We start from the raw sequence: 21,793 nt of genomic DNA, 5'->3' as shown, positions 1-21,793 counted from the left end.
GATTTATACCATTTCTCGCATCGTAAATCTATAAACAAAGCTCTTCACAAACAACAATGGATATTATTTTCTAAACACATAATTATTTAAGACCATTTTTAGTCTTAAATCCCACCAAACAAACGGACAAAATCTTCAGCTTACTGTCTATAAATATTTTTATTATTAAACAACATTATTGTTTATAATATAAGCTGCTAGGTTAAAAAAATAAAAATGCTAAATTTCGATTAATTTGACGGATAAATACTCATGAAGCCTTGCAATAACATCACTATTACACCAGAACTCATTGCACAACACGGGCTAAAAGAAGATGAATATCAACGTATCCTGACGTTAATCGGTAGAGAACCAACATTTACTGAACTAGGAATTTTTTCTGCAATGTGGAACGAACATTGTTCCTATAAATCATCTAAAAAATGGCTAAAAACTCTTCCGACAGAAGGAAAATGTGTCATCCAAGGACCTGGTGAAAATGCTGGTGTTGTCGATATTGGCGAAGGACAATGTGTTGTTTTCAAAATGGAAAGCCATAACCACCCTTCTTATATTGAACCTTATCAAGGTGCAGCGACAGGTGTTGGTGGTATTTTACGTGATGTCTTTACAATGGGAGCCCGTCCTGTTGCTGCTATGAATGCATTGCGATTTGGTGCTCCTGATCACCCACGAACACGCCATCTTGTTTCTGGTGTTGTTTCTGGAATAGGTGGTTACAGCAATTCTTTTGGCGTTCCAACGGTTGGTGGAGAAGTAAATTTTGATGAGCGTTATAATGGCAATATCCTTGTTAACGCTTTTGTCGCCGGTATTGCAAAGACAAACGCCCTTTTTTATTCTAAAGCGCAAGGTATTGGACTCCCTGTTGTTTACCTTGGTGCAAAAACAGGACGTGATGGTGTCGGTGGAGCAACAATGGCCTCTGCTGAATTTGATGATTCAATCAGTGAAAAACGCCCAACTGTTCAAGTAGGTGATCCTTTTACAGAAAAATGTCTCCTTGAAGCATGTTTAGAGCTCATGGAACTTAGAGCCGTGGTTGCTATTCAAGATATGGGAGCCGCAGGACTCACCTCTTCTGCCGTTGAAATGGGGGCAAAAGGAAATTTAGGGATACAGCTTAATCTCGATACAGTTCCTGTTCGAGAAGAAAACATGACAGCCTATGAAATGATGCTTTCTGAAAGTCAAGAGCGTATGCTCATGGTCCTTAAACCAGAACTAGAAAAGCAAGCAGAAGCAATTTTTCATAAGTGGGGGCTACATTTTTCTATCATTGGGAAAACAACCGATGATTTACGTTTTCGTGTATTTCATCAAGGGGAAGAAGTTGTCAATCTTCCCATCAAAGAGCTTGGTGATGAAGCGCCTGTTTATGATCGTCCTTGGAGTGAGCCGGCAAAAAAAACACCCTTGAAAGCAGAAGACGTCAAAAAAGTTGAAAATCTTGGTGATGCGCTTCTGACCTTATTGAATTCTGCTAATCAAAGTTCACGGCGATGGGTTTATGAACAATATGATACCCTTATCCAAGGAAATAGCCTTGTTTGTCCAGGAGGTGATGCAGGCGTTATCCGTGTAGGAAACAACAGCAAACGTGCTCTTGCTTTTTCTTCTGATGTAACACCTCGCTATTGTGAAGCAGACCCTTATGAAGGGGGGAAACAAGCTGTCGCAGAATGCTGGCGAAACATTAGTACGACAGGTGCAACACCACTGGCTGCTACAGATAATCTCAATTTTGGTAACCCTGAAAAACCTGAAATTATGGGACAGCTGGTTTTTGCTATTAAAGGTATAGGAGAAGCTTGTAGAATCCTCGATTTTCCTATCGTTTCAGGCAATGTTTCTCTTTACAATGAAACAAATGGGGAAGCCATTCTTCCAACCCCCACAATTGCTGGTGTAGGCCTTCTTAATGATTGGTCTAAAATGGTAACAATAAGTGGTATGCAAAATGGAGATATTCTTGTTTTAGTAGGAAATTGCGGCTCCCATTTAGGACAATCAATCTATGCACGTAACATTTTAAATATTGATGCAGGCGCCCCCCCCCCTGTAGATTTACAACTTGAAAAAAAGCATGGTCAATTTGTTCGAGATGTCATACATCGTGGTTTTATTCACGCCGCCCATGACCTTTCTGACGGAGGATTAGCGATAGCACTTGCTGAAATGGTGATTAAAGCAGGTAAAGGAATCAAAGTAAAATTAAGCAATAAATCACCCCATCATGCAGAACTTTTTGGAGAAGACCAAGGACGTTATCTTTTAGCCGTCAAACCTCACTCTCTTAATAGTCTTAAAGAGCGTGCACAAATCAATACAGTTTCTTTAACAGAGCTAGGTCAAGTCGAGGGTACTTCTCTTAATATAGATGGGATATTAACACTTTCAGTAGACAAACTCACAAAAGCCTATGAAAACTGGTTTCCACAATTTATGGGTGAAGAATAAAAATTGTTTTTTCTCTTAAACAGCCTTTATAAAAAAATGAACAACATAGGAGAATAATGATGGCAATGAGTGCCCATGCAATTGAAACGCTTATTCGTGAAGGCATTCCTGATGCTACTGTAACAATTCGTGATCTTGCTGGAGATGGGGAACATTATGCTGCAGAAGTTATTTCTGAAAGTTTTCGTGGTAAAACCCGTGTTCAACAACATAAAATGGTCTATGATGCCCTTAAAGGCAATATGGGAAATGACCTTCACGCCTTAATGTTGCAAACAAATGTCCCCAAATAATCTAAAATTTTTTCTTGCATTCACACATTTAATACGATTAAAAGCAGTATGGATATAAATTACACACTGATAAAAATCTGAAATATCGAGGGATAAAAATGACCACTGTTCATGATTTTATTGACAACGAAATTAAAACAAACGATGTCATTTTATTCATGAAAGGAACACCTGACGCTCCGCAATGCGGGTTTTCAGGACAAGTGGTTCAAATCCTTGATTATTTAGGATTGAATTATAAAGGGATTAATATCTTAACTTCTAACGAATTGCGTCAAGGGATTAAAGATTACTCAAATTGGCCAACAATTCCACAGCTTTATATCAAAGGTGAATTTATCGGAGGCTGTGATATTGTTAAAGAAATGTTTCAAAACAATGAGTTACAGGAACTTTTGAAAGAAAAAAATATTCCCTGTAATCAATCATAGGTATCTTTCATTTTATTCAGACTCTTAAAAAGAGCTGTTTTCAGACGAAATTTTTATTTCAAGGATGCCATATGTCATATTCAGTCGATGAACAAACGCATAGAGATGCGATTAGAAATAAAATTGGCTATAAAGAATTTGTTATTCTTATTGCTTCGCTTATGGCTATTAACGCTATAGCTGTTGATATTATGCTGCCAGCTATGCCCAATATTTTAGACGGCTTAAATGTTCTCAATGAAAATGATCAACATTATATCATTTCGAGTTATCTTATTAGCTATGGCATTGCTCAAATATTTTTCGGTCCAATAAGCGATAGGTATGGACGACGTAAACTTATTCTTCTCGGGCTTGCTTTTTATTCATTTACGGCGATTGGCTGTGCCTTTGTAACTGATTTTTCTCTCTTGCTTATTTTACGTATCTTGCAAGGTATTGGAGGGGCTGCTATGCGGGTTCTTACAGTTTCCGTCGTACGTGATCTTTACAGTGGTCGAAAAATGGCAGAAGTTATGTCTATTGTTATGATGGTTTTTCTTGTTGCACCAATGGTTGGTCCCGCAACAGGACAGCTCATTTTACTGCTCGGACATTGGCAATATATTTTTATTTTCATGGCAATGATTGGTTTAGGACTGATGATTTGGATTCAACTGCGCTTGCCTGAAACTCTTTATACGCAACGCTCTCTTTCCTTTTTTTCAGTTAAACACAACTTATGGATTGTAATAACCAATCGCACAACACTTTGCTATACACTTGCAACTTCCATTATTTTAGGCTGTATCTTTACCGCCGTTAATACATCACAACAAACATATGAAGGGATCTATAATCTAGGACTTTGGTTCCCTATTGCTTTTGCAGTTGGTGCTGCATTTCAAGCTCTATCATCATTCTTTAACTCTCAACTCGTTGGACGCCTTGGAATGCGGCGTATTGCTCATACTATGCTTTTGCTCTTTTGTGCTGCTTCATGCATTTGGTTTATTGGGTCCATCTTAGCAGGTGGTGTTATCCCTTTTCCTTTTTATATGACGTTATATTGTATATTAATGTTTACCTGCGGTGGTATTATGGCCAATTTCAATACACTCGCTCTTGAACCTGTAGGAGAAATAGCTGGAACAGCTTCTTCTGTATCCGGCTTTCTTCAAACATCTATCGGTGCAGGACTTAGCTTTTTTATTGCCCAACAATTTGATGAAACAACCATCCCAAACTCAGCAGGATTTTTCTTTCTGAGTCTCACTGCCATACTTCTCGTCTTATGGGCTGAACGTGGTCATCTTTTTAGACAATATCATAGTAATCCTAACGAATAAATATTACTATGAAAGATTAATAACATCTCTCTTGAACAATAAGAAGATAAACCTATCAGACAAAATAAAACATCTCCAAATAGAACACTCTTGTGTTAACATTCACATTGTTTGTTTAAAGGTACAGCTCTCGAAATATCAAATCATTTCACGACAGCACCCATAAATGGTATAATGTAAAAAAACAAACATACCTATTGTCGCAACAACTCTTGTATGTGAAACGGTTTATTAAAAAATATTTTTATTCTTTTCTTCAATAGTTTTTATGAAGACGGGCTGGTCTCTCATCTCATGATAGGCAAACAAACAGTTTTGATTGATTTAACCTGAACAAGATCGAAATAAGAGAAAAACTTACGCTTTAGGTCTTTCTTTCAATATAAAAATAATAAATTATCCTTATAAATTAATATCTTAAACAATCATAAAACTATAGGGAATTTTCCCCATTTATAAAATACATTTAATTAATAAATTTTCCTGATTTTGGAAATCCTTTTGGAACCAAACGCCCAACTCCCGCACGCGTTCCCATCCATTCAAAGAGATCGTCCGCCTGACGGTTAAAGATTCGTTCAGCTGTATCTTGCCAACTTAAGCCTTCTGATAAATTAAAAGTCTTGGCATCAACAACACCACCTTCTTTATAACGCTGTAAACGAACACCTTTACCGCGATTCATTTCTGGTATTTGTTCAATAGAAAAAATAAGCATTTTACGGTTTTCACCAACTACAGCCACATGATCACCATTTACCGGAACACAAAGCTTTACCTTATCAGGAGCTTTCACATTCATCACTTGCTTTCCTTTTCGTGTATTGGCGATCACTTCTGCAGAAGAAACAATAAAACCATTACCGTGAGATGAAACCAAGAGCAATTTTTCCTCGGCGCGATGCACAAAAGCTGTGAGAACATCGTGCTCATCATCCATATCAACTAAAAGACGAATAGGTTCACCATGTCCCCGCCCTCCAGGTAAACTATTTGCACCAATAGCAAAAAACTTTCCACCCGTACTGATCAGCACAATCTTGTCGGTTGTAAATGCCGGAAATGCTAACTTTAAACTGTCTCCTTCTTTAAAAGAAAGCGCTTTATAATCGGTCAAATGTCCCTTCAAAGCGCGCATCCACCCCTTTTCAGAAATAACAATAGTAATCGGTTCTTTTTCGATCATTGCTTGTTGAATATCATCAAGATCATGTCTTGGTGCCTCTTCAAACGTCGTACGTCTTTTCCCCAAGAGTGTTTCAGGACCAAAAGTGTTTCGAACTTTTTTGATTTCTTCTGAAATTATTTTCCACTGTTTTATAGGAGAAGCTAACAAATTCTGTAGTTTTTCTTTTTCAGCTTTCAAACTTTCAAATTCTTTACGAATTTCAAATTCCTCAAGTTTACGCAAAGAACGCAAGCGCATATTAAGAATAGCTTCAGCTTGATTTTCTGTTAATTCAAACCGATTAATCAGCTTCTTTTTCGGTTCATCCTCTTCACGAATAATCTGAATGACCTCATCGAGATTTAAATAGGCAATAAGATATCCATGAAGAATTTCCAATCGGCTATCAATTTGATCAAGCCGATAATGAGAGCGACGAATAAGCACTTCTTGACGATGTTCAAGCCATTGCTGCAAACTTTCTCGCAAAGAAAGAACATTGGGTATTTTTCCCAAAGACAAAACATTCAGATTGAGGGGAAATCTTACTTCAAAGTCAGTCAATTTAAAAAGAGACTCCATAAGGAGCTCCGGATCAACCGACCGATTTTTAGGAACCAGCACGATTCTGATATCTTCTGCTGATTCATCTTGGATATCCTCAAGCATTGGCAATCGGCGTGCAAGCAATAACTCTGCTGTTTTTTCAATAAGACGTGACTTTTGAATCTGATAGGGAATTTCAGTCACAACAATCACATAAGAACCACGGCTACCAGGTTCCTGATGCCAACGTGAACGCAAGCGAAAGAATCCACGCCCAACACGATAGGATTCCTCAATACTTTTTTTAGGTTCAACTAAAATTCCCCCCGTCGGAAAATCAGGACCAAGAACGAATTGATTTAATGCCTCATCATTTACATCGGGATGCGCAATCAAATGGAGTGCTGCATCACAAAGCTCAGCAACATTATGGGGTGGAATAGATGTTGCCATACCAACAGCAATACCAGAAGAACCATTTGCTAAAAGATTAGGGAAAGCTCCTGGTAAAACAACCGGCTCTTCATCTTCCTCATTATAGGTTAAACGAAAATCAATAGCATTCTCATTAATTCCTTCAAGTAACAATGCAGCCACTTCAGTCATACGTGCTTCCGTATAACGCATGGCAGCAGCATTATCACCATCAATATTACCAAAATTGCCTTGCCCATCAACCAACGGATAACGAACAGCAAAACTTTGAGCCAAGCGCACCAAGGCATCATAAATAGACGCATCCCCATGAGGATGAAATTTTCCCATGACATCACCAACAATCCGCGCACATTTCGCATAAGACTGTCCAGGATTTAGTTTGAGAAGACGCATCGCATGAACAATCCGCCGGTGGACCGGCTTCAATCCATCACGTACATCAGGCAATGCACGGTGTGTAATCGTAGAAAGTGCATAAGCCAAATAACGTTCCTGTAAAGCAGAACGTAATTCTATTGGTTCAATATGTTCTTTATCAAAAGGTAAATTCATTTTATCAGACATAGTATTAAAACAACAATTCCCACAATAATAAGAAATTATCTTATAGGATTTATTTAGTGAAATCTTCTATGAGTCGACTTTTTTATTAAAAGTCAATTACATAAAAACAAACGCTGCAATTAGAACATGAACAGAAAATTATATCAATTTGAAAAATTTATACATGTCCGTCCCCCTTGTCCTAAGTAATTTATTGAAAGCTTTGTCAAATCCGACGATAATTTAACTGCCCACAAAGAGTTATTTCATCCTTTCTGGAATGACAAAAGCACCTTTCAAACATCATCTTTTATTATAAAGATAAATTGTATAACAATCCCCTTCAGTTTTTCTATGAAAAACTAAAAAATATTCAAAACTTATGAAATTTAAACTTTTTAGAGTAAGTCCATAGAATGGAAAATCACATTATTTTCATAAAAACGAAGAGACACAATTCTCTGCTACAACGTTGTAAAAACTTCAATAAAAAATAAATAATATATTGACACATAAAGATAATTCATTTTTTTCAACTAAAATGAGACTCCCGAATATTATAGAGTTCTTTCATTTCTAATTTATTCATGATCAAGCAATCATAATCATTTCCTCACCTATCACAAGTGGAAGAGCCACTATAGAAACAAGGAATAAAAATGCCTCGTAAAGAATCAACACAATAGCGTTTTTACCTATCTAAATTTCACAAACAGCCACACACACCGACGGCTCTTGAAAGGCATCAAAACTTCACTCTACGTAGAAAAGATGAAAACAATCCATTATCAACTTTATGAGCTATTTTTGTGAGTAGGAGCCATGCGGATTCCTAAATCACGTAATTGTGTAGGAGAAACATCAGACGGAGCACTCATCAAAAGATCAAGCGCCTGTTGATTCATAGGAAATAAAGCAACTTCACGCAAATTTTTAACACCTTGCAACAGCATAATGATGCGGTCAATTCCTGCAGCCATACCACCATGTGGTGGAGCCCCATAATGGAATGCACGATAAAGACCACCGAAACGATCTTTCACAACTTCCTTAGAAAGTCCTACAAGTTCAAAAACTTTAAGCATCATTTCTGGTAAGTGATTACGAATTCCACCTGATGCAATTTCATAACCATTGCAAACAAGATCATATTGAAAAGCTTTAATAGTAAGAGGATCTTGACAGGCAAGGGCATTTTCTCCCCCTTGAGGCATAGAAAAAGGATTATGTCCAAAATCAATCTTTTTTTCATCTTCATTCCATTCAAAAAATGGAAAATCAACAATCCACGCCAAAGAGAAACTATCTCTATCAAGAAGATCTAATTCTTCTCCTACCCTTGTGCGTGCGGCTCCGGCAAAAGATGAAAACTTTTTTGGATCGCCAGCTACAAAAAAACAGGCATCCCCACTTTCAAGCCCAAGCTGTATACGGATTGCTTCAGTCCTCTGTTCACCAATATTTTTGGCGATAGGCCCTGCTCCTTCAAATTTTCCTTCTTCTTCACGCCAAAAAATATAACCGAGCCCTGGTTGCCCCTCACCTTGTGCCCATACATTCATACGATCACAAAAAGCACGACTTCCACCCGTTTTAGCTGGAATAGCCCACACTTGAGCATTCTCATCATTCGCTAAAATTTGAGCAAAGACTTTGAAACCAGAATTATAAAAATGCTGAGAAACATCTTCCATAATGATCGGATTACGTAGATCAGGCTTATCAGAACCATATTTTTGCATTGCTTCATCATAGGAAATGCGAGGAAAGCTTTGTGTCACAGTCTTTCCATCTGCAAATTCTTCAAAAATAGAACGCATAATAGGTTCCATAGTTGCTAAAACATCTTCTTGCTCAACAAAACTCATTTCAACATCTAATTGATAAAATTCACCAGGAAGACGGTCGGCCCTTGGATCTTCATCTCTAAAACATGGAGCAATCTGAAAATAACGATCAAAACCTGACATCATCAACAATTGTTTATATTGCTGTGGCGCTTGCGGTAACGCATAAAATTTTCCCTGATGAACACGACTTGGAACCAAAAAATCACGCGCTCCTTCCGGCGATGAAGCTGTCAAAAGTGGCGTCGTAAATTCCGTAAAACCATTATTTTGCATAGCCCGTCTCATAGCCGCAATAATTTCAGTCCGACGCATGATATTTTTGTGCATAGTCTCCCGACGCAAATCAAGAAAACGATATTTTAATCGAATATCTTCTGGATAATCAGGCTCACCAAAAATCGGTAAAGGAAGCTCATCAGATTTCGAAAGAATTTCTACCTCTTGTGCAAAAATTTCAATCTCACCTGTTGGAAGCGTTGCATTAATAACCTCATCAGAACGAGCACACACCTCCCCATCCACACGAATAACCCATTCAGAACGCACTTTTTCAATAACTTTAAAAGCTGGTGAAGCAGGATCAGCAACAATTTGTGTGATTCCAAAATGATCACGTAAATCCACAAAAAGAATCCCTCCATGATCACGAACACGATGAACCCACCCCGAAAGACGAACTTGTGTTCCTACATCACATCTACGAAGAGCCGCACAATGATGACTGCGATAACGGTGCATGTTTTTTGCCTTTGATTATAATATTCACATGCGCTACAAACGCTTTTTAATAACCATTTGTCAAGATATGAGAATAAAAACTCAAAAATAAAGTCAATAAAGCACAAATTTAATTTATCGAATTATAATAAAATGATGAATCTTATTACACAAACAACAGATCTTGAAATTGCACTTAACGCTCTACGTACCTCTGATTTTGTAACAGTCGATACTGAGTTTATCCGCGAAACAACTTTTTGGCCTCAACTGTGTTTAATCCAGCTCGCATCACCAGATGTCACAGTTTTGATTGATCCCATAGCACCAGATATTGATTTACAACCTTTTTTTGACCTTATGATCGATAAAAAAGTTGTAAAAGTTTTTCATGCTGCGCGCCAAGATATTGAAACAATTTATCATCTTGGAGGTGTTATTCCTTCCCCTCTCTTTGATACGCAAATAGCAGGATCAATTTGTGGATTTGGTGATTCTATCTCCTATGATCAAATTGTACAACGCTGCACGGGGCATCATCTTGATAAATCCTCCCGCTTTACAGACTGGAGTTACCGCCCTTTGTCTGAAAAACAACTGCTCTATGCACTTGCCGATGTAACTTACTTAAGAGATGTTTACCTGTTATTGAAAAAAAGGTTAGAAAAAAATCAACGTGCTCACTGGATGGACGATGAAATAACAATCCTTTTAAATCCTAAAACCTATGATATGCCAGAAGATGAAGCATGGAAAAAAGTGAAAGGAAAAATTAAAAAGCCACGTGAACTTGCTGTATTACAAAAGATAGCAGCTTGGCGGGAACGTGAAGCACGAAAATACAATATGCCACGTCGTCATATCATAAAAGATGAATGTCTTATAGAAATAGCAACCCAACAACCAAAAGATGAATCTGCATTAAAGCGGTTGCGCAGTCTTAATAAGAACTGGGATAAACTCTCAATTTCTCAATCATTAATCAAAGCTGTCCACGAAGGATTAGAGGTGGATCTTTCTACTTTACCCCCCATTCCTAAACATAATCCACTCAATGATACGACGGCCGCTGTTATCGATCTACTCAAAGTGTTATTAAAAATTGTTGCAAATGAAAACAGCATTGCCCCTAAAATTATTGCAACATCTAATGATTTAGAAAAAATTGCCAATGGAGGAATAAAGAAAAATATTCCTGCTATGAATGGCTGGCGCTATGAAATATTTGGTCAAAAAGCCGAACAACTGCTAAAGGGCCAGATAGGATTTTACTTTAACGATGGAAAAGTAAGCACAAAACAGCTTTAATTTACATTTTTATTTTAAAAATCCATTAATCTACATCAATTGGTATGCCCTATAGGCCAACGCAAATAGGATAAATAAAACCTACTTCTGACAAAGTTAAAAACTTGAATAGTAAACTCTTATTAAAATGACAGATAAATCTTTATTAGATCAATCAAATAGCAATCTTATTAAGAAAATCTAAAAAAACAGACAGCTCCTCATTTAAAAGTTTTAAAAAGAAAAAGCTCTGATAATAAAAGCGTATTCATTACAAAAATAGTAGCCTAGCAATCGGAACAAACAAAGATATAATGCCTCACGTCACCATATCGTATTAAAAAAAACTACCGAGATTGCAATCTAACAATCAAAAACGATCCAGCATAACAACTAAAATACCTAACAAAGGCAATATATTTATTTATAAAGATAATCTAGCGTTATTTATATTAAATTAGCCCCCCGAATATCGTAAGTTTCTCTTATTCCATCTCAATAAGACTCATAAAGTTTTACATAAGAAATTATATGATAAAGCGCTGTTTTTTTTATAGATTAAACACCTTTCAAAGGATTCAAAAAATCATGGTTAATAAATAGTTATGATTTATTTCTATTTTTTATAGTGAAAGGATTTTATAATGACTGAAATGATATTCTTTTGCCAGACCGTGAAAGTGCAAAACTGTTTCATATGAGTATTTCAACATTCCGCCGTCATGTAACCAATGGATCTCTTCCAAAACCTTTAAAGTTTGGTTTTTTATCGCGTTGGTTACAATCGAATCTTATCAAGATAATCGAGCAAGCTAAACAGAAACGTTATAACGACGCAGCATAAAAGAAAATCTTTTCACGTAAAAATGGACAAGGCTTTTCATTTTCACATGAAGCTTATGAAGTGAAAAATCCATCCTGTGACGCAAATAACAGAATAAAAAATTATGTTTTCTTTTATGAATGCTCAGCGCATTAAAAATGCCTTGCATGGAGTCTGGCTTGGGCGTTATGGAACAAGTCCTATTGTCCAGCTCGTGATGATAGATTGCCTAGTTTATCCCTTGTCAATGGCCCTATTATAAGACATAAAACACGAATAAATTAGAAAAAAATCAAAAAATTTCAAAAGCGAGAGGTTGTTTTATTATTTTTGATAACTTCTGTAATCGTCCAAGAGGACGTTCTCCTAATAACCCAGCGTAATTCTTTGGGATCTGCAGGATAATATGATCTGCTTTTTTATGCCACAATAAATGAGGTAAAATTCCTGCAACAGAAGCACTAAAAAGATGAGCAATACGCATAGTTTCGCCAAGAATACGTGCTTTTTCAATTATATTTTGAGTTGCTAATTGAAAAATGGGAAGAGATTCTTTATCAACCAATAAACTCGTATTGCGAAAAAAAACAGCAAGCGCTGCATAAAGGCGCCCTTCATGAGAAATTCCTGGATAAGATCCTAAAGCTATTTGATTTGCTGCTTCATTGCCTCGATAATCTGGATGTATACGCCAACCAATATCTGCAAGAAGACAAGCGGCTTGACGATAACGGCATTCATTTTCAGTTTCTGAAATTCCAAAAACTTCAAAAGCATTCGTCGTAAAATCAATGAGTTCTTCTGCTTGTTTTGGTGAACGTGCCCGTAAAATAGCCATTTCTGTGCATGCTGCAATGAGAGGATCTGAAAGCCGAATCGCCTGCGGCAAACGTGAATAAAGAAAACCTTCACGAACGCCAGCACCAGAAAAGATTATCTTTTCAAACTCCATACACTGAATGAGTTCAATAAGAACTATTGCCCCATAAGATAAAAGTTTTCGACGATTCTGAGAAACCGCTGCAATCCCTCTCATATTATCAATATTGCCACGTGCTACAAGACGTAAAAAGTTCTCCATTTCAACGGCATCAACTTCATAGCCATGCATAACAGGGAGCCGATAGTGTTTCATTGCCATATGGAGTTTTGCCAAATTACGCCATGTCCCCCCTACTGCATAAAAATAACGTGCTATACCTTTACGAGTACGAACAACAGACGATTTATAAAATTGCTCATGTACAATTTTTGTAGCTACAGCACTATCATTATTTGACATATACTGTAGCCTTAAACCACCCAATGGAAGAGTTATCCCTTCACCAACATCAGAATGATCAATATCAATCAGCTCAAGACTTCCACCACCAAGATCCCCAGAAATACCTTTTGGTTGATAAAAAGTAGACACAACTCCATATGCTGAATACATAGCTTCTTCACTTCCTGAAAGAAGATATATTTTATTTTGCAAAATATCTTCAGCATGCTGAATAAATGCTACGCCATTCTGTGCATCTCGTGCTGCTGCTGTTGCTAAAGTATAGACCTCATCTGCCCCAATCTGTCGACAAAGCGTACGAAACCGTTTCAGTGTTTGCAACGCCATTTTCATCGATTTTTCTTCTAAAAATCCCGTTTTTGCCACACCATGACCGAGACCACAAAGAATCTTTTCATTAAACAAAACTGTTGGTGATCGAACAAGCCCCTCATAAATAACCAACCGAACAGAATTTGAGCCAATGTCAATAACAGCAACAGGCTTACACCCTTTTAACCGACCTTGAGCATCTCTATATGTCATTGGATTTCAGTCTTTATGTATTTCGGCTTGTTGCCGATGCAACGCAACCAAGCGCGAAACAGAAGACTCAAAAGACTCATTTTCCCCCGCAAAACTTGTATTGGCCATAAAATACTCCTGCGCATTAAATAGACTTTCACCTATCTGCGGTGTAATACGTTTTGATGTTCCATCCTTAAGTATATCAAAGCTTTGTTGATTATCAATGATATTAGCTAACATAATCTGTAAAAGAATTTTTTGACGGACTATTTTATTAAAAACTGGAACCAATATTTCAATACGATAGTCCAGATTACGAGGCATCATATCAGCAGAGCCTAAGTAAACGATTGCATTTTCATTAGGCAAATCTTGACCATTCCCAAAACAAAAAATGCGACTATGTTCAAGAAAACGCCCGACAATTGATTTTACACGAATATTATCCGAAATTCCTAGAATACCAGGACGTAAACAACATATCCCCCGCACAACCAAATCAATTTGCACCCCTGCTTGACTAGCACGATATAAAGCATCAATAATTTCAGGATCTACCAATGCATTAACTTTCATCCAAATAGCAGCAAACCTTCCCTGTTGTGCGTAAACAATTTCTTCCTCAATATGCTCTAAGATACGACCACGCAATGTTAAGGGTGAAAAAGCAATCTTCATTGTTTCATTTGGACGCTCATATTGCGCAATATAATTGAACAATAACGCAACATCATGAGCGATATCATCATCTGTGGAAAAAAAAGAAAGATCGGTATAAGTTTTAGCGTTAATGGGATGATAATTTCCTGTCCCAAGATGAACATAAGAGCAAAGACGTTTTCCCTCACGTCTCACAACCAATGACATCTTAGCATGCGTTTTTAATGCAATAAAACCAAAAATAACTTGAACCCCAGCACATTCAAGATCTCGGGCCCAACGAATATTTGCTTCCTCATCAAAACGTGCTTTAAGTTCTACCAAAGCAGTCACAGACTTTCCCTGTTCAGCTGCTTCAATCAAAGCGCCAACAATTGGACTATCATTTGATGTACGATAAAGTGTTTGTTTGATTTCCACAACATCAGGATCGCAAGCAGCTTGACGTAAAAATTGGACAACAACATCAAATGTCTCATAGGGGTGATGAATTACAATATCATTTTCACGAATAGCCGCAAAACAATCCCCTTTATGTTTACGAATACATTCTGGAACACGAGAAATATAAGGAATAAATTTGAGATCATCACGAGGAATAGAAACAATTTCTGATACCGTATTAAGCGCTAAAAATCCATCAAGAACATTAATACAATTATCAGGAACAGCGAGACTATTCGCTATAAATTGACGTAAACTCTCTGGCATTTTTGCGTCAAACTCAACTCGAATAACCTGCCCACGGCGCCGCCTTTTAAGAGCAATTTCAAAAAAGTGAACAAGATCCTCAGCTTCTTCTTCTACTTCAATATCGCTATCTCGGATTACTCTAAATGTACCAATTCCTTTAACCTCATAGTTAGGAAATACATGTTTAATAAAAAGGCAAATAACATCTTCAGATGCAATAAAACGAAAATGATTGCCTTCTTGAGGAAGAAGAATAAAACGCCTTAAAAGCATTGAAATAGACAACAACACTGTGTGTGAGTTCTGATCAGTTTCTCCAGACAATTGAAGCGCAATAGAAAGCCCTAAATTAGGAATAAATGGAAAAGGATGAGTAGAATCAACAGGCAAAGGTTTTAAAACAGGAAAAATTGTCTCAAGAAAATATTTTTCAAGCCATAATTTTTCAATTTCTGAAAGATCATCAGAACAAATAATTTCAATATCATTCTTTTTTAATTCATCACGTAAAACATTCAATTCTCGTAGTTGTTGAGCCTGCAGCTTTAAAATCTCAGCTAATACAATATCAAGTTGTTCCTGTGGAGTGTGCCCATCTGCACTGCACGCTGTAACGCGAGCACGAATTTGAGCTGCTAGTCCTGCAACACGAACCATAAAAAACTCATCAAGATTTGCAGCTGAAATAGAAAGAAATTGTAGACGTTCTAATAAAGGATGTTTCGAATTAGCCGCTTCCATCAAAACACGATTATTAAATTGTAGCCATGAAAACTCTCGATTAATAAACCGTACCGGATTTTTCATTGTTATATTCGATATAGAAATTTTATTTACCACCCTCTGTTCCATATATCCTAAATAATTTTCTTTTATATTTTCTAAAATCCTTGACGAAATATCTCACATAACATTTGATAATATGTTATCATCATAATAATATATCAATGCTTAACTTCCCTCATCATTTTTCCATTTAATATTTAAAAATACTTGGAATTATTGCTATGCGCAAAGCACTAAAAGCTAAGACAACTATTCTAATATAGCATAAAAGAAGAGAAATTTGTCTTAAAAAGCATCTTGCATTATTATACGCTTTATTACAAACTCACGCCTATAAAATAGAAGAGCCCAATCATAGCTGATGAGAAAATTTATTCTGGAGTTTGTATGCCATGGCTGATCACAATATTCCTCATTTCCAAAATGACCTTGGATATAAAACAATCGAAATTGGTGTGAAAGAATTTATGTGTGTAGGCGCTACACACCCATTCGATCATCCTCATATCTTTATCGACATGGGAACAGCAGATGAGAAAATTTGCCCTTACTGCTCAACCCTTTATCGTTATGTTCCCTCGCTATCATACGATCAAACAAACCCAACAGGATGCTTATATAATCCAGAAAAGCTATTATAATTGCGTTTTTTGGCTTTCTTAATAACCCCTCTTTTCATTCTGCTTGTTTAATATGAAATCATTTGTGGAACAGTCACCCATCATCGTTGGAGGAGGAATTGCTGGTTTAAGCACTGCTTTAGCACTCGCTCATAAAGGAATTGCAAGCACCATTATCGAAAAGTGTAAGCAACTTGAAACGATAGGCGCTGGTATTCAACTGACACCAAATGCAACATCTATTCTTGCTCGCTGGGAACTTCTTAACAAACTCTCTGAAGTCGCGACAATCCCATATTTTCTTGAGTTAAAAGATGGATTATCTTTAAAAATACATCTACGGGCTCATCTTATTAATCTAACAGAAAAATATTGGAAAGCCCCTTATATGACGATTCACCGCGCGGCTTTACAAAAAATTTTATATAATGCAGTGATTGAAAATCCTTTGATCAAATACAAAGCAGGCGAAACGATTGTATCTTCTACCCAATCTGCAACCAACATTAAAATCACGACAATAAAAACAGATACGGCAACAGAACAGCTTCATTCAACGCCCCTCCTGATCGGATGTGATGGCGTTTGGTCAACATTACGGCAACAATCTCCTTTTCATGAAAAAGCAAATTTTAGTGGCTTTATTGCTTGGCGTGCAACAACAACATTTGATAATCTTCCTCAAAACTTTCGTTCTTCATTGCAAAATATGAAGACAATTACGGCTTGGATGGGACCAAAAAATCATCTTGTTGTCTACCCCATTCAATCATCAGAAAAAATTTTTAATTTTGTCGCCATTACGCATGGAGAAAATTTAAAAGAAGGATGGGCCCATAAAGGAAATAAAGAAAAACTCAAATCTCTTTTTAAAGATTGGAATTCAAAAATCTTACAAATTTTCGATCATATTGATGAATGGAGTTATTGGCCACTCTTTCAAATGAAACAAAATCGTTTTATCGGTTTAGAGAGACAAGTATTTGTTGGCGATTGCGCACATGCTACCTTACCTTTTGCAGCACAGGGTGCCGCTATGGCAATCGAAGATGCTGCCACATTAGCAAAAGCACTTTCATTGAAAGATTTTTCATTAACGAAAGCACTTTCGCTTTACGAAACAACACGCACACCCCGTATTGCAGCAGTAAAAAAACGCGGAGATTTCAATAGATTAGCCTATCATGCAACCGGTCCCATAGCAATTGCACGCAATCTCATGATGAAAATTCGTACACCAGAGAGCATTATGTCAGATCTCAATTGGCTTTACATGTATGATGCGATGAATTCTATAAAAAATAATGATAAAAACTTATAAAATCCTTCCGACACTTTGAATATTACGAAAGAACGAGATTTTTTTTAATTTTATGACACTAAAAAAATATCATAATTTACTCAAATAAAAGCAATATTTTTCGAAACCTACAATCCGATTTTAAAAGCTCAATTTTTAGCTCTCCTAAAAGCAAAAACACCACTCAAAATCAGCTCCCATCTTTAATCTTTCTTTAACTCAATTCTACATCAACAACACCCTGAATTAATTTCATAGCATTTGCGACATGTGAATTTACCTTATATCGCTTAGGAAGCGCAATTTCGACTTCTCGCAATCCATCCTCTTGAATTAAAATAAGCCCCACCTCTCCATTCCCCCCAAGATTTAAGTTTTGTTCAATTTGTGGAAGCATATCAACTGTTTTTATAAAGAGACGCATCATTTTATGCTGTTGTAATGATTCATTTTCCAAAGACTGAATTGTTTCAATTCGCAAACTAACTCCTTCAGAACGATTTTCTGCGCTCACCGTAATAATAAAAGATTTTCCGGGTTCTAGCATCTCTTCATAATCCGAGAGTGCCTCAGAAAAGAGAACTGCTTCATATTGTCCACTTGTATCAGAAAAATGAATAATTCCCATTTTTTTACCAGATTTTGTTTTGCGCACGTTTTTTGCCACAACAGTTCCAGCAAGCCGTGCAGCCGTTGCTCCCCCTTTAACGGCATTGGCAAAATTACCCCAAGTCTGAATGCGTTTTTTGTTTAGAATAGCTTGATACTCCTCCAAAGGATGCGCAGAAAAGTAAAAACCTATAGCTTGAAATTCTCGATAAAGTTTCTCAGCCGGCAACCAAGGGGTTGTTTGCGATAAAATCAATGGTTCTTTTAATCCGCCTGCCATTCCAAATATATCAACCTGCCCGCTAGAATTGTCATCGAGAATACGAAGTGCACGCGCATGAAGGGTTCCAAGATTGGCTAATAAAACCTCACGTGCAATGTTAAAATAATCAAAAGCACCAGCACAAACTAAACTTTCCATCGCACGCTTATTAACAATACGAGGATCAACACGCGCACAAAAATCTTCCAAATCCTTAAAAATCTTATTCCCACGACAAGAAACAATATGATCTACAACAGTTTCTCCCACACCTTTAATGGCAGCAAGAGAATAATAAATACAGTTATCACCAACCTCAAAAACACGATGAGATGTTTGTATAGAAGGTGCAATAACTTCAATACCCAACCTTAATGCTTCACGCCGAAAATCATTGAGCTTATCTGTATTCGTCATATCATATGTCATTGAAGCAGCTAAAAACTCAACGGGATAGTTTGCTTTCATATAAGCCGTTTGGTAAGAAACAATTGCATAAGCAGCAGCATGCGATTTATTAAAACCATAATCGGCAAATTTTGCTAAAAGATCAAAGATAATATCAGCTTGATCTTTATCCACGCCACCTGCAACAGCTCCATTGACAAAACGCGTACGCTGTTTTTGCATTTCAGCATGAATTTTTTTCCCCATAGCACGACGTAATAAATCAGCTTCTCCAAGCGAATAACCAGCAAGAACCTGAGCAATCTGCATCACCTGTTCTTGATAAACAATCACACCTTGTGTTTCTTTGATCAGATGATCTATTTTAGGATGAATAGAAGCAATTTCCTCTTCCCCATGTTTGCGTGCATTATAGGTTGGAATATTCTCCATTGGACCTGGACGATAAAGTGCGACCAGCGCAATAATATCTTCAATACGGTCTGGCTTCATCCCAATCAACGCCTTGCGCATACCAGAACTTTCCACCTGAAACACACCAACCGTTTCACCACGTGCCATCATAGCGTAGGTTGCTTCATCATTCAGAGGAATATTTGATAAATCTATTTTAATCCCCTTTCTGGCAACAAAATCGACTGCCATTTTCAAAACAGTAAGCGTTTTTAATCCAAGAAAATCAAATTTTACCAGCCCCGCCTGTTCCACATATTTCATGTTAAATTGTGTAACAGGCATATCAGAACGAGGATCACGATACATCGGGACAAGCTCCCAAAGTGGACGATCTCCGATAACAATCCCAGCAGCATGAGTTGAAGCATGACGATAAAGTCCCTCCAACTGAAGTGCTATATCTAATGCGCGGCCAACAACGGGATCTTTTTTCTTTTCCTCTTCAAATTTAGGTTCATCCTTAATAGCATCAGCCAATTCTACCTGACTTCCTGGCGTGGCAGGAATTAATTTTGTAAGATAATCCACCTGACGATAAGGAACTTCTAAAACACGCCCCACATCACGCAAAACTGCACGCGCCTGTAACTTACCAAAGGTAATAATTTGAGCAACTTGATCACGTCCATATTTTTTTTGAACATATTGAATAACTTCTTCGCGCCGCTCTTGACAAAAGTCGATATCAAAATCTGGCATCGAAACACGATCTGGGTTGAGAAAACGTTCAAAGAGAAGAGAAAACCGTAAAGGATCAACATCAGTAATCGTCAATGCATAAGCAACAAGTGAACCAGCACCAGAACCCCGTCCTGGTCCAACGGGAATATCATGAACCTTTGCCCATTTTATGAAATCTGAAACGATAAGAAAATATCCAGAAAATTGCATACGCGTAATAACTGAAATTTCATAATCAAGCCGCTGTTCATAATCTGCAATCGTATACCCTTCAGCCAACCCTATTGTTTCAAGCCGCATCTTCAAACCAGCTTTAGCTTGATTTAACAACTCACTATCTTCTATTTCTAAAGTATTTTCTGAATTAGCAGATTGTTCTATAAAACGAGGCAATATCGGTTTTCGAAGAGGCGTGGCAATATGACAACGCAATGCAATTTCAACACTATTTTCCAAAGCTTCTGGAAGATCAGAAAACAGTGTAACCATTTCATCTTGTGACTTCAAATAATGATCTGGCGTCACACGTTTGCGATCTGGATTAGAGACGATTTGTCCTTCTGAAACAGCCATCAGCGCATCATGGGCTTCATATCCTTCTCTTTTCAGAAAAAAAGCTTCATTTGTTGCAACAAGAGGAATTTCATGCGCATAAGCCAATTCAATAAGATCAGCTTCTACTCTCTGATCATAAGAGCCATGCCGTTGTAACTCCACATAAAGACGATCAGCAAAAGATTTTTTCAAATAAATTAAGCGCTCAACAGCATGTTCTTTTTTCTCTTCTGCCAAAGAAAGATTAATAGGTCCTCCCTTTCCTCCCGTTAAAGCGATTATTCCTTCACTGTGTTCTGACAACCAATCAGCTTTAATATGAGGAGGATCAGTATCACATTTATCAAGATAAGCACGGCTAACAAGACGAACCAAATGAGCATAACCGGTTTTGCTAGCAGCCAAAAGAACAATAGAGCAGAAATCAGAAGAATTACGCCATTTAGCCAAACGTGAATGATCATTTTCATCACGAAAGTCAACAGTAAGCTGACAACCAATAATAGGTTGGACCCCATGAGAAAGACAATGCTGTGAAAATTCCAAAGCACCAAATAAATTATTGGTATCGGTAATAGCAACCGCTGGTGCATGATCTGAAATCGCCTGTTGAATAATTTGGGGGATTTTTAAAGCCCCCTCGAGCAAGGAATAAGCTGAATGCACTCTCAAATGAATAAAGCGAGGAAGAGAATTTTTGTTCTCTTGCATTTTATTTTTTACCACTCTCACAATTTCCCACTACAAAATCAATGCTAAACAGCACCCCTTATAAAAGAAAAAACTTCTGTTTATCATAACTTTAAAGCTATAAATTCATCATCATACATAGGAGAAATATCCCAATTTTATTAATATTTATAAGAGAGTTCTATCAAGAAAATGCTTCTATTCACAGCAAATAAACACCTAAAATAAAAAGAAAAACAATATACCTCATCTAAGCACTTTAATTTTTGACCCTTTAATTGTATTTTTCTTCCTAAAGTTCAATGTGTAAATAAAGCAACCTCCTCTTTATGACGTTATCCCCAAAAAGCTCTTCTAAAGGTCTAGAAAAAACAAAAAGGGCAGGTTAAATTTG

At 37.0% G+C, this 21,793-nt stretch carries 13 protein-coding genes; 8 read left to right on the top strand and 5 right to left on the bottom strand.

Features of this window, described 5'->3' with window-relative positions:
* The first annotated feature begins 252 nt into the window (after positions 1 to 252).
* The 4 genes from purL (at position 253) to ACFIJZ_RS05500 (ending at position 4,515) form a co-directional block, all read left to right on the top strand.
* Positions 253 to 2,463, top strand: coding sequence for a phosphoribosylformylglycinamidine synthase subunit PurL (purL, locus tag ACFIJZ_RS05515; protein WP_273791182.1), 2,211 nt, complete (start codon positions 253 to 255; stop codon positions 2,461 to 2,463).
* 59 nt (positions 2,464 to 2,522) lie between these two features.
* Entirely contained in the window at positions 2,523 to 2,756 is a 234-nt protein-coding gene (locus ACFIJZ_RS05510; RefSeq protein WP_273791183.1) for a BolA family transcriptional regulator, read from the top strand.
* A gap of 98 nt (positions 2,757 to 2,854) precedes the next feature.
* Complete coding sequence (gene grxD, locus ACFIJZ_RS05505; RefSeq protein WP_375606638.1) at positions 2,855 to 3,187, top strand: Grx4 family monothiol glutaredoxin; 333 nt, start codon at positions 2,855 to 2,857, stop codon at positions 3,185 to 3,187.
* Between the two features lie 71 nt (positions 3,188 to 3,258).
* Positions 3,259 to 4,515: a multidrug effflux MFS transporter gene (locus ACFIJZ_RS05500; RefSeq protein WP_375631256.1), complete on the top strand. Its 1,257-nt coding sequence runs from the start codon at positions 3,259 to 3,261 to the stop codon at positions 4,513 to 4,515.
* Positions 4,516 to 4,981: 466 nt separating this feature from the next.
* Here ACFIJZ_RS05500 and parC read toward each other — a convergent pair whose 3' ends face one another.
* Both parC and aspS read right to left on the bottom strand, forming a co-directional pair.
* Positions 4,982 to 7,231: a DNA topoisomerase IV subunit A gene (gene parC, locus ACFIJZ_RS05495; RefSeq protein WP_273791186.1), complete on the bottom strand. Its 2,250-nt coding sequence runs from the start codon at positions 7,229 to 7,231 to the stop codon at positions 4,982 to 4,984.
* Between the two features lie 773 nt (positions 7,232 to 8,004).
* On the bottom strand, positions 8,005 to 9,798 hold the full coding sequence (aspS, locus tag ACFIJZ_RS05490; RefSeq protein WP_273791187.1) for an aspartate--tRNA ligase: 1,794 nt from the start codon (positions 9,796 to 9,798) through the stop codon (positions 8,005 to 8,007).
* Between the two features lie 132 nt (positions 9,799 to 9,930).
* On the opposite strand from aspS, the gene rnd reads away from it, so the two are divergent.
* Entirely contained in the window at positions 9,931 to 11,085 is a 1,155-nt protein-coding gene (gene rnd, locus ACFIJZ_RS05485; RefSeq protein ID WP_375631255.1) for a ribonuclease D, read from the top strand.
* A 637-nt stretch (positions 11,086 to 11,722) separates the two neighbouring features.
* Positions 11,723 to 11,908: a helix-turn-helix transcriptional regulator gene (locus tag ACFIJZ_RS05480; RefSeq protein ID WP_375631280.1), complete on the top strand. Its 186-nt coding sequence runs from the start codon at positions 11,723 to 11,725 to the stop codon at positions 11,906 to 11,908.
* 271 nt (positions 11,909 to 12,179) lie between these two features.
* On the opposite strand, the gene ppx is transcribed toward ACFIJZ_RS05480, so the two are convergent.
* The gene (gene ppx, locus ACFIJZ_RS05475) at positions 12,180 to 13,697 is read right to left on the bottom strand and encodes an exopolyphosphatase (RefSeq protein ID WP_273791189.1); all 1,518 of its coding nucleotides are present in this window, start codon (positions 13,695 to 13,697) and stop codon (positions 12,180 to 12,182) included.
* Positions 13,698 to 13,703: 6 nt separating this feature from the next.
* On the bottom strand, positions 13,704 to 15,884 hold the full coding sequence (locus tag ACFIJZ_RS05470; protein WP_375631254.1) for an RNA degradosome polyphosphate kinase: 2,181 nt from the start codon (positions 15,882 to 15,884) through the stop codon (positions 13,704 to 13,706).
* 326 nt (positions 15,885 to 16,210) lie between these two features.
* On the opposite strand from ACFIJZ_RS05470, the gene ACFIJZ_RS05465 reads away from it, so the two are divergent.
* A complete protein-coding gene (locus ACFIJZ_RS05465; RefSeq protein ID WP_375631253.1) occupies positions 16,211 to 16,459 on the top strand; it encodes a zinc-finger domain-containing protein in 249 nt (82 codons plus the stop codon).
* A 52-nt stretch (positions 16,460 to 16,511) separates the two neighbouring features.
* On the top strand, positions 16,512 to 17,759 hold the full coding sequence (locus ACFIJZ_RS05460) for an FAD-binding protein (RefSeq protein ID WP_375631252.1): 1,248 nt from the start codon (positions 16,512 to 16,514) through the stop codon (positions 17,757 to 17,759).
* 193 nt (positions 17,760 to 17,952) lie between these two features.
* On the opposite strand, the gene dnaE is transcribed toward ACFIJZ_RS05460, so the two are convergent.
* Positions 17,953 to 21,420, bottom strand: coding sequence for a DNA polymerase III subunit alpha (gene dnaE, locus ACFIJZ_RS05455; protein ID WP_375631279.1), 3,468 nt, complete (start codon positions 21,418 to 21,420; stop codon positions 17,953 to 17,955).
* Positions 21,421 to 21,793: the final 373 nt, after the last annotated feature.

Origin of the sequence: Bartonella sp. CL70QHWL (genome assembly GCF_042194855.1) — a bacterium.
GTDB lineage: Bacteria > Pseudomonadota > Alphaproteobacteria > Rhizobiales > Rhizobiaceae > Bartonella.
Note: the sequence above shows the minus strand (reverse complement) of the source record. Positions and strands in the feature narration are given on the sequence as shown.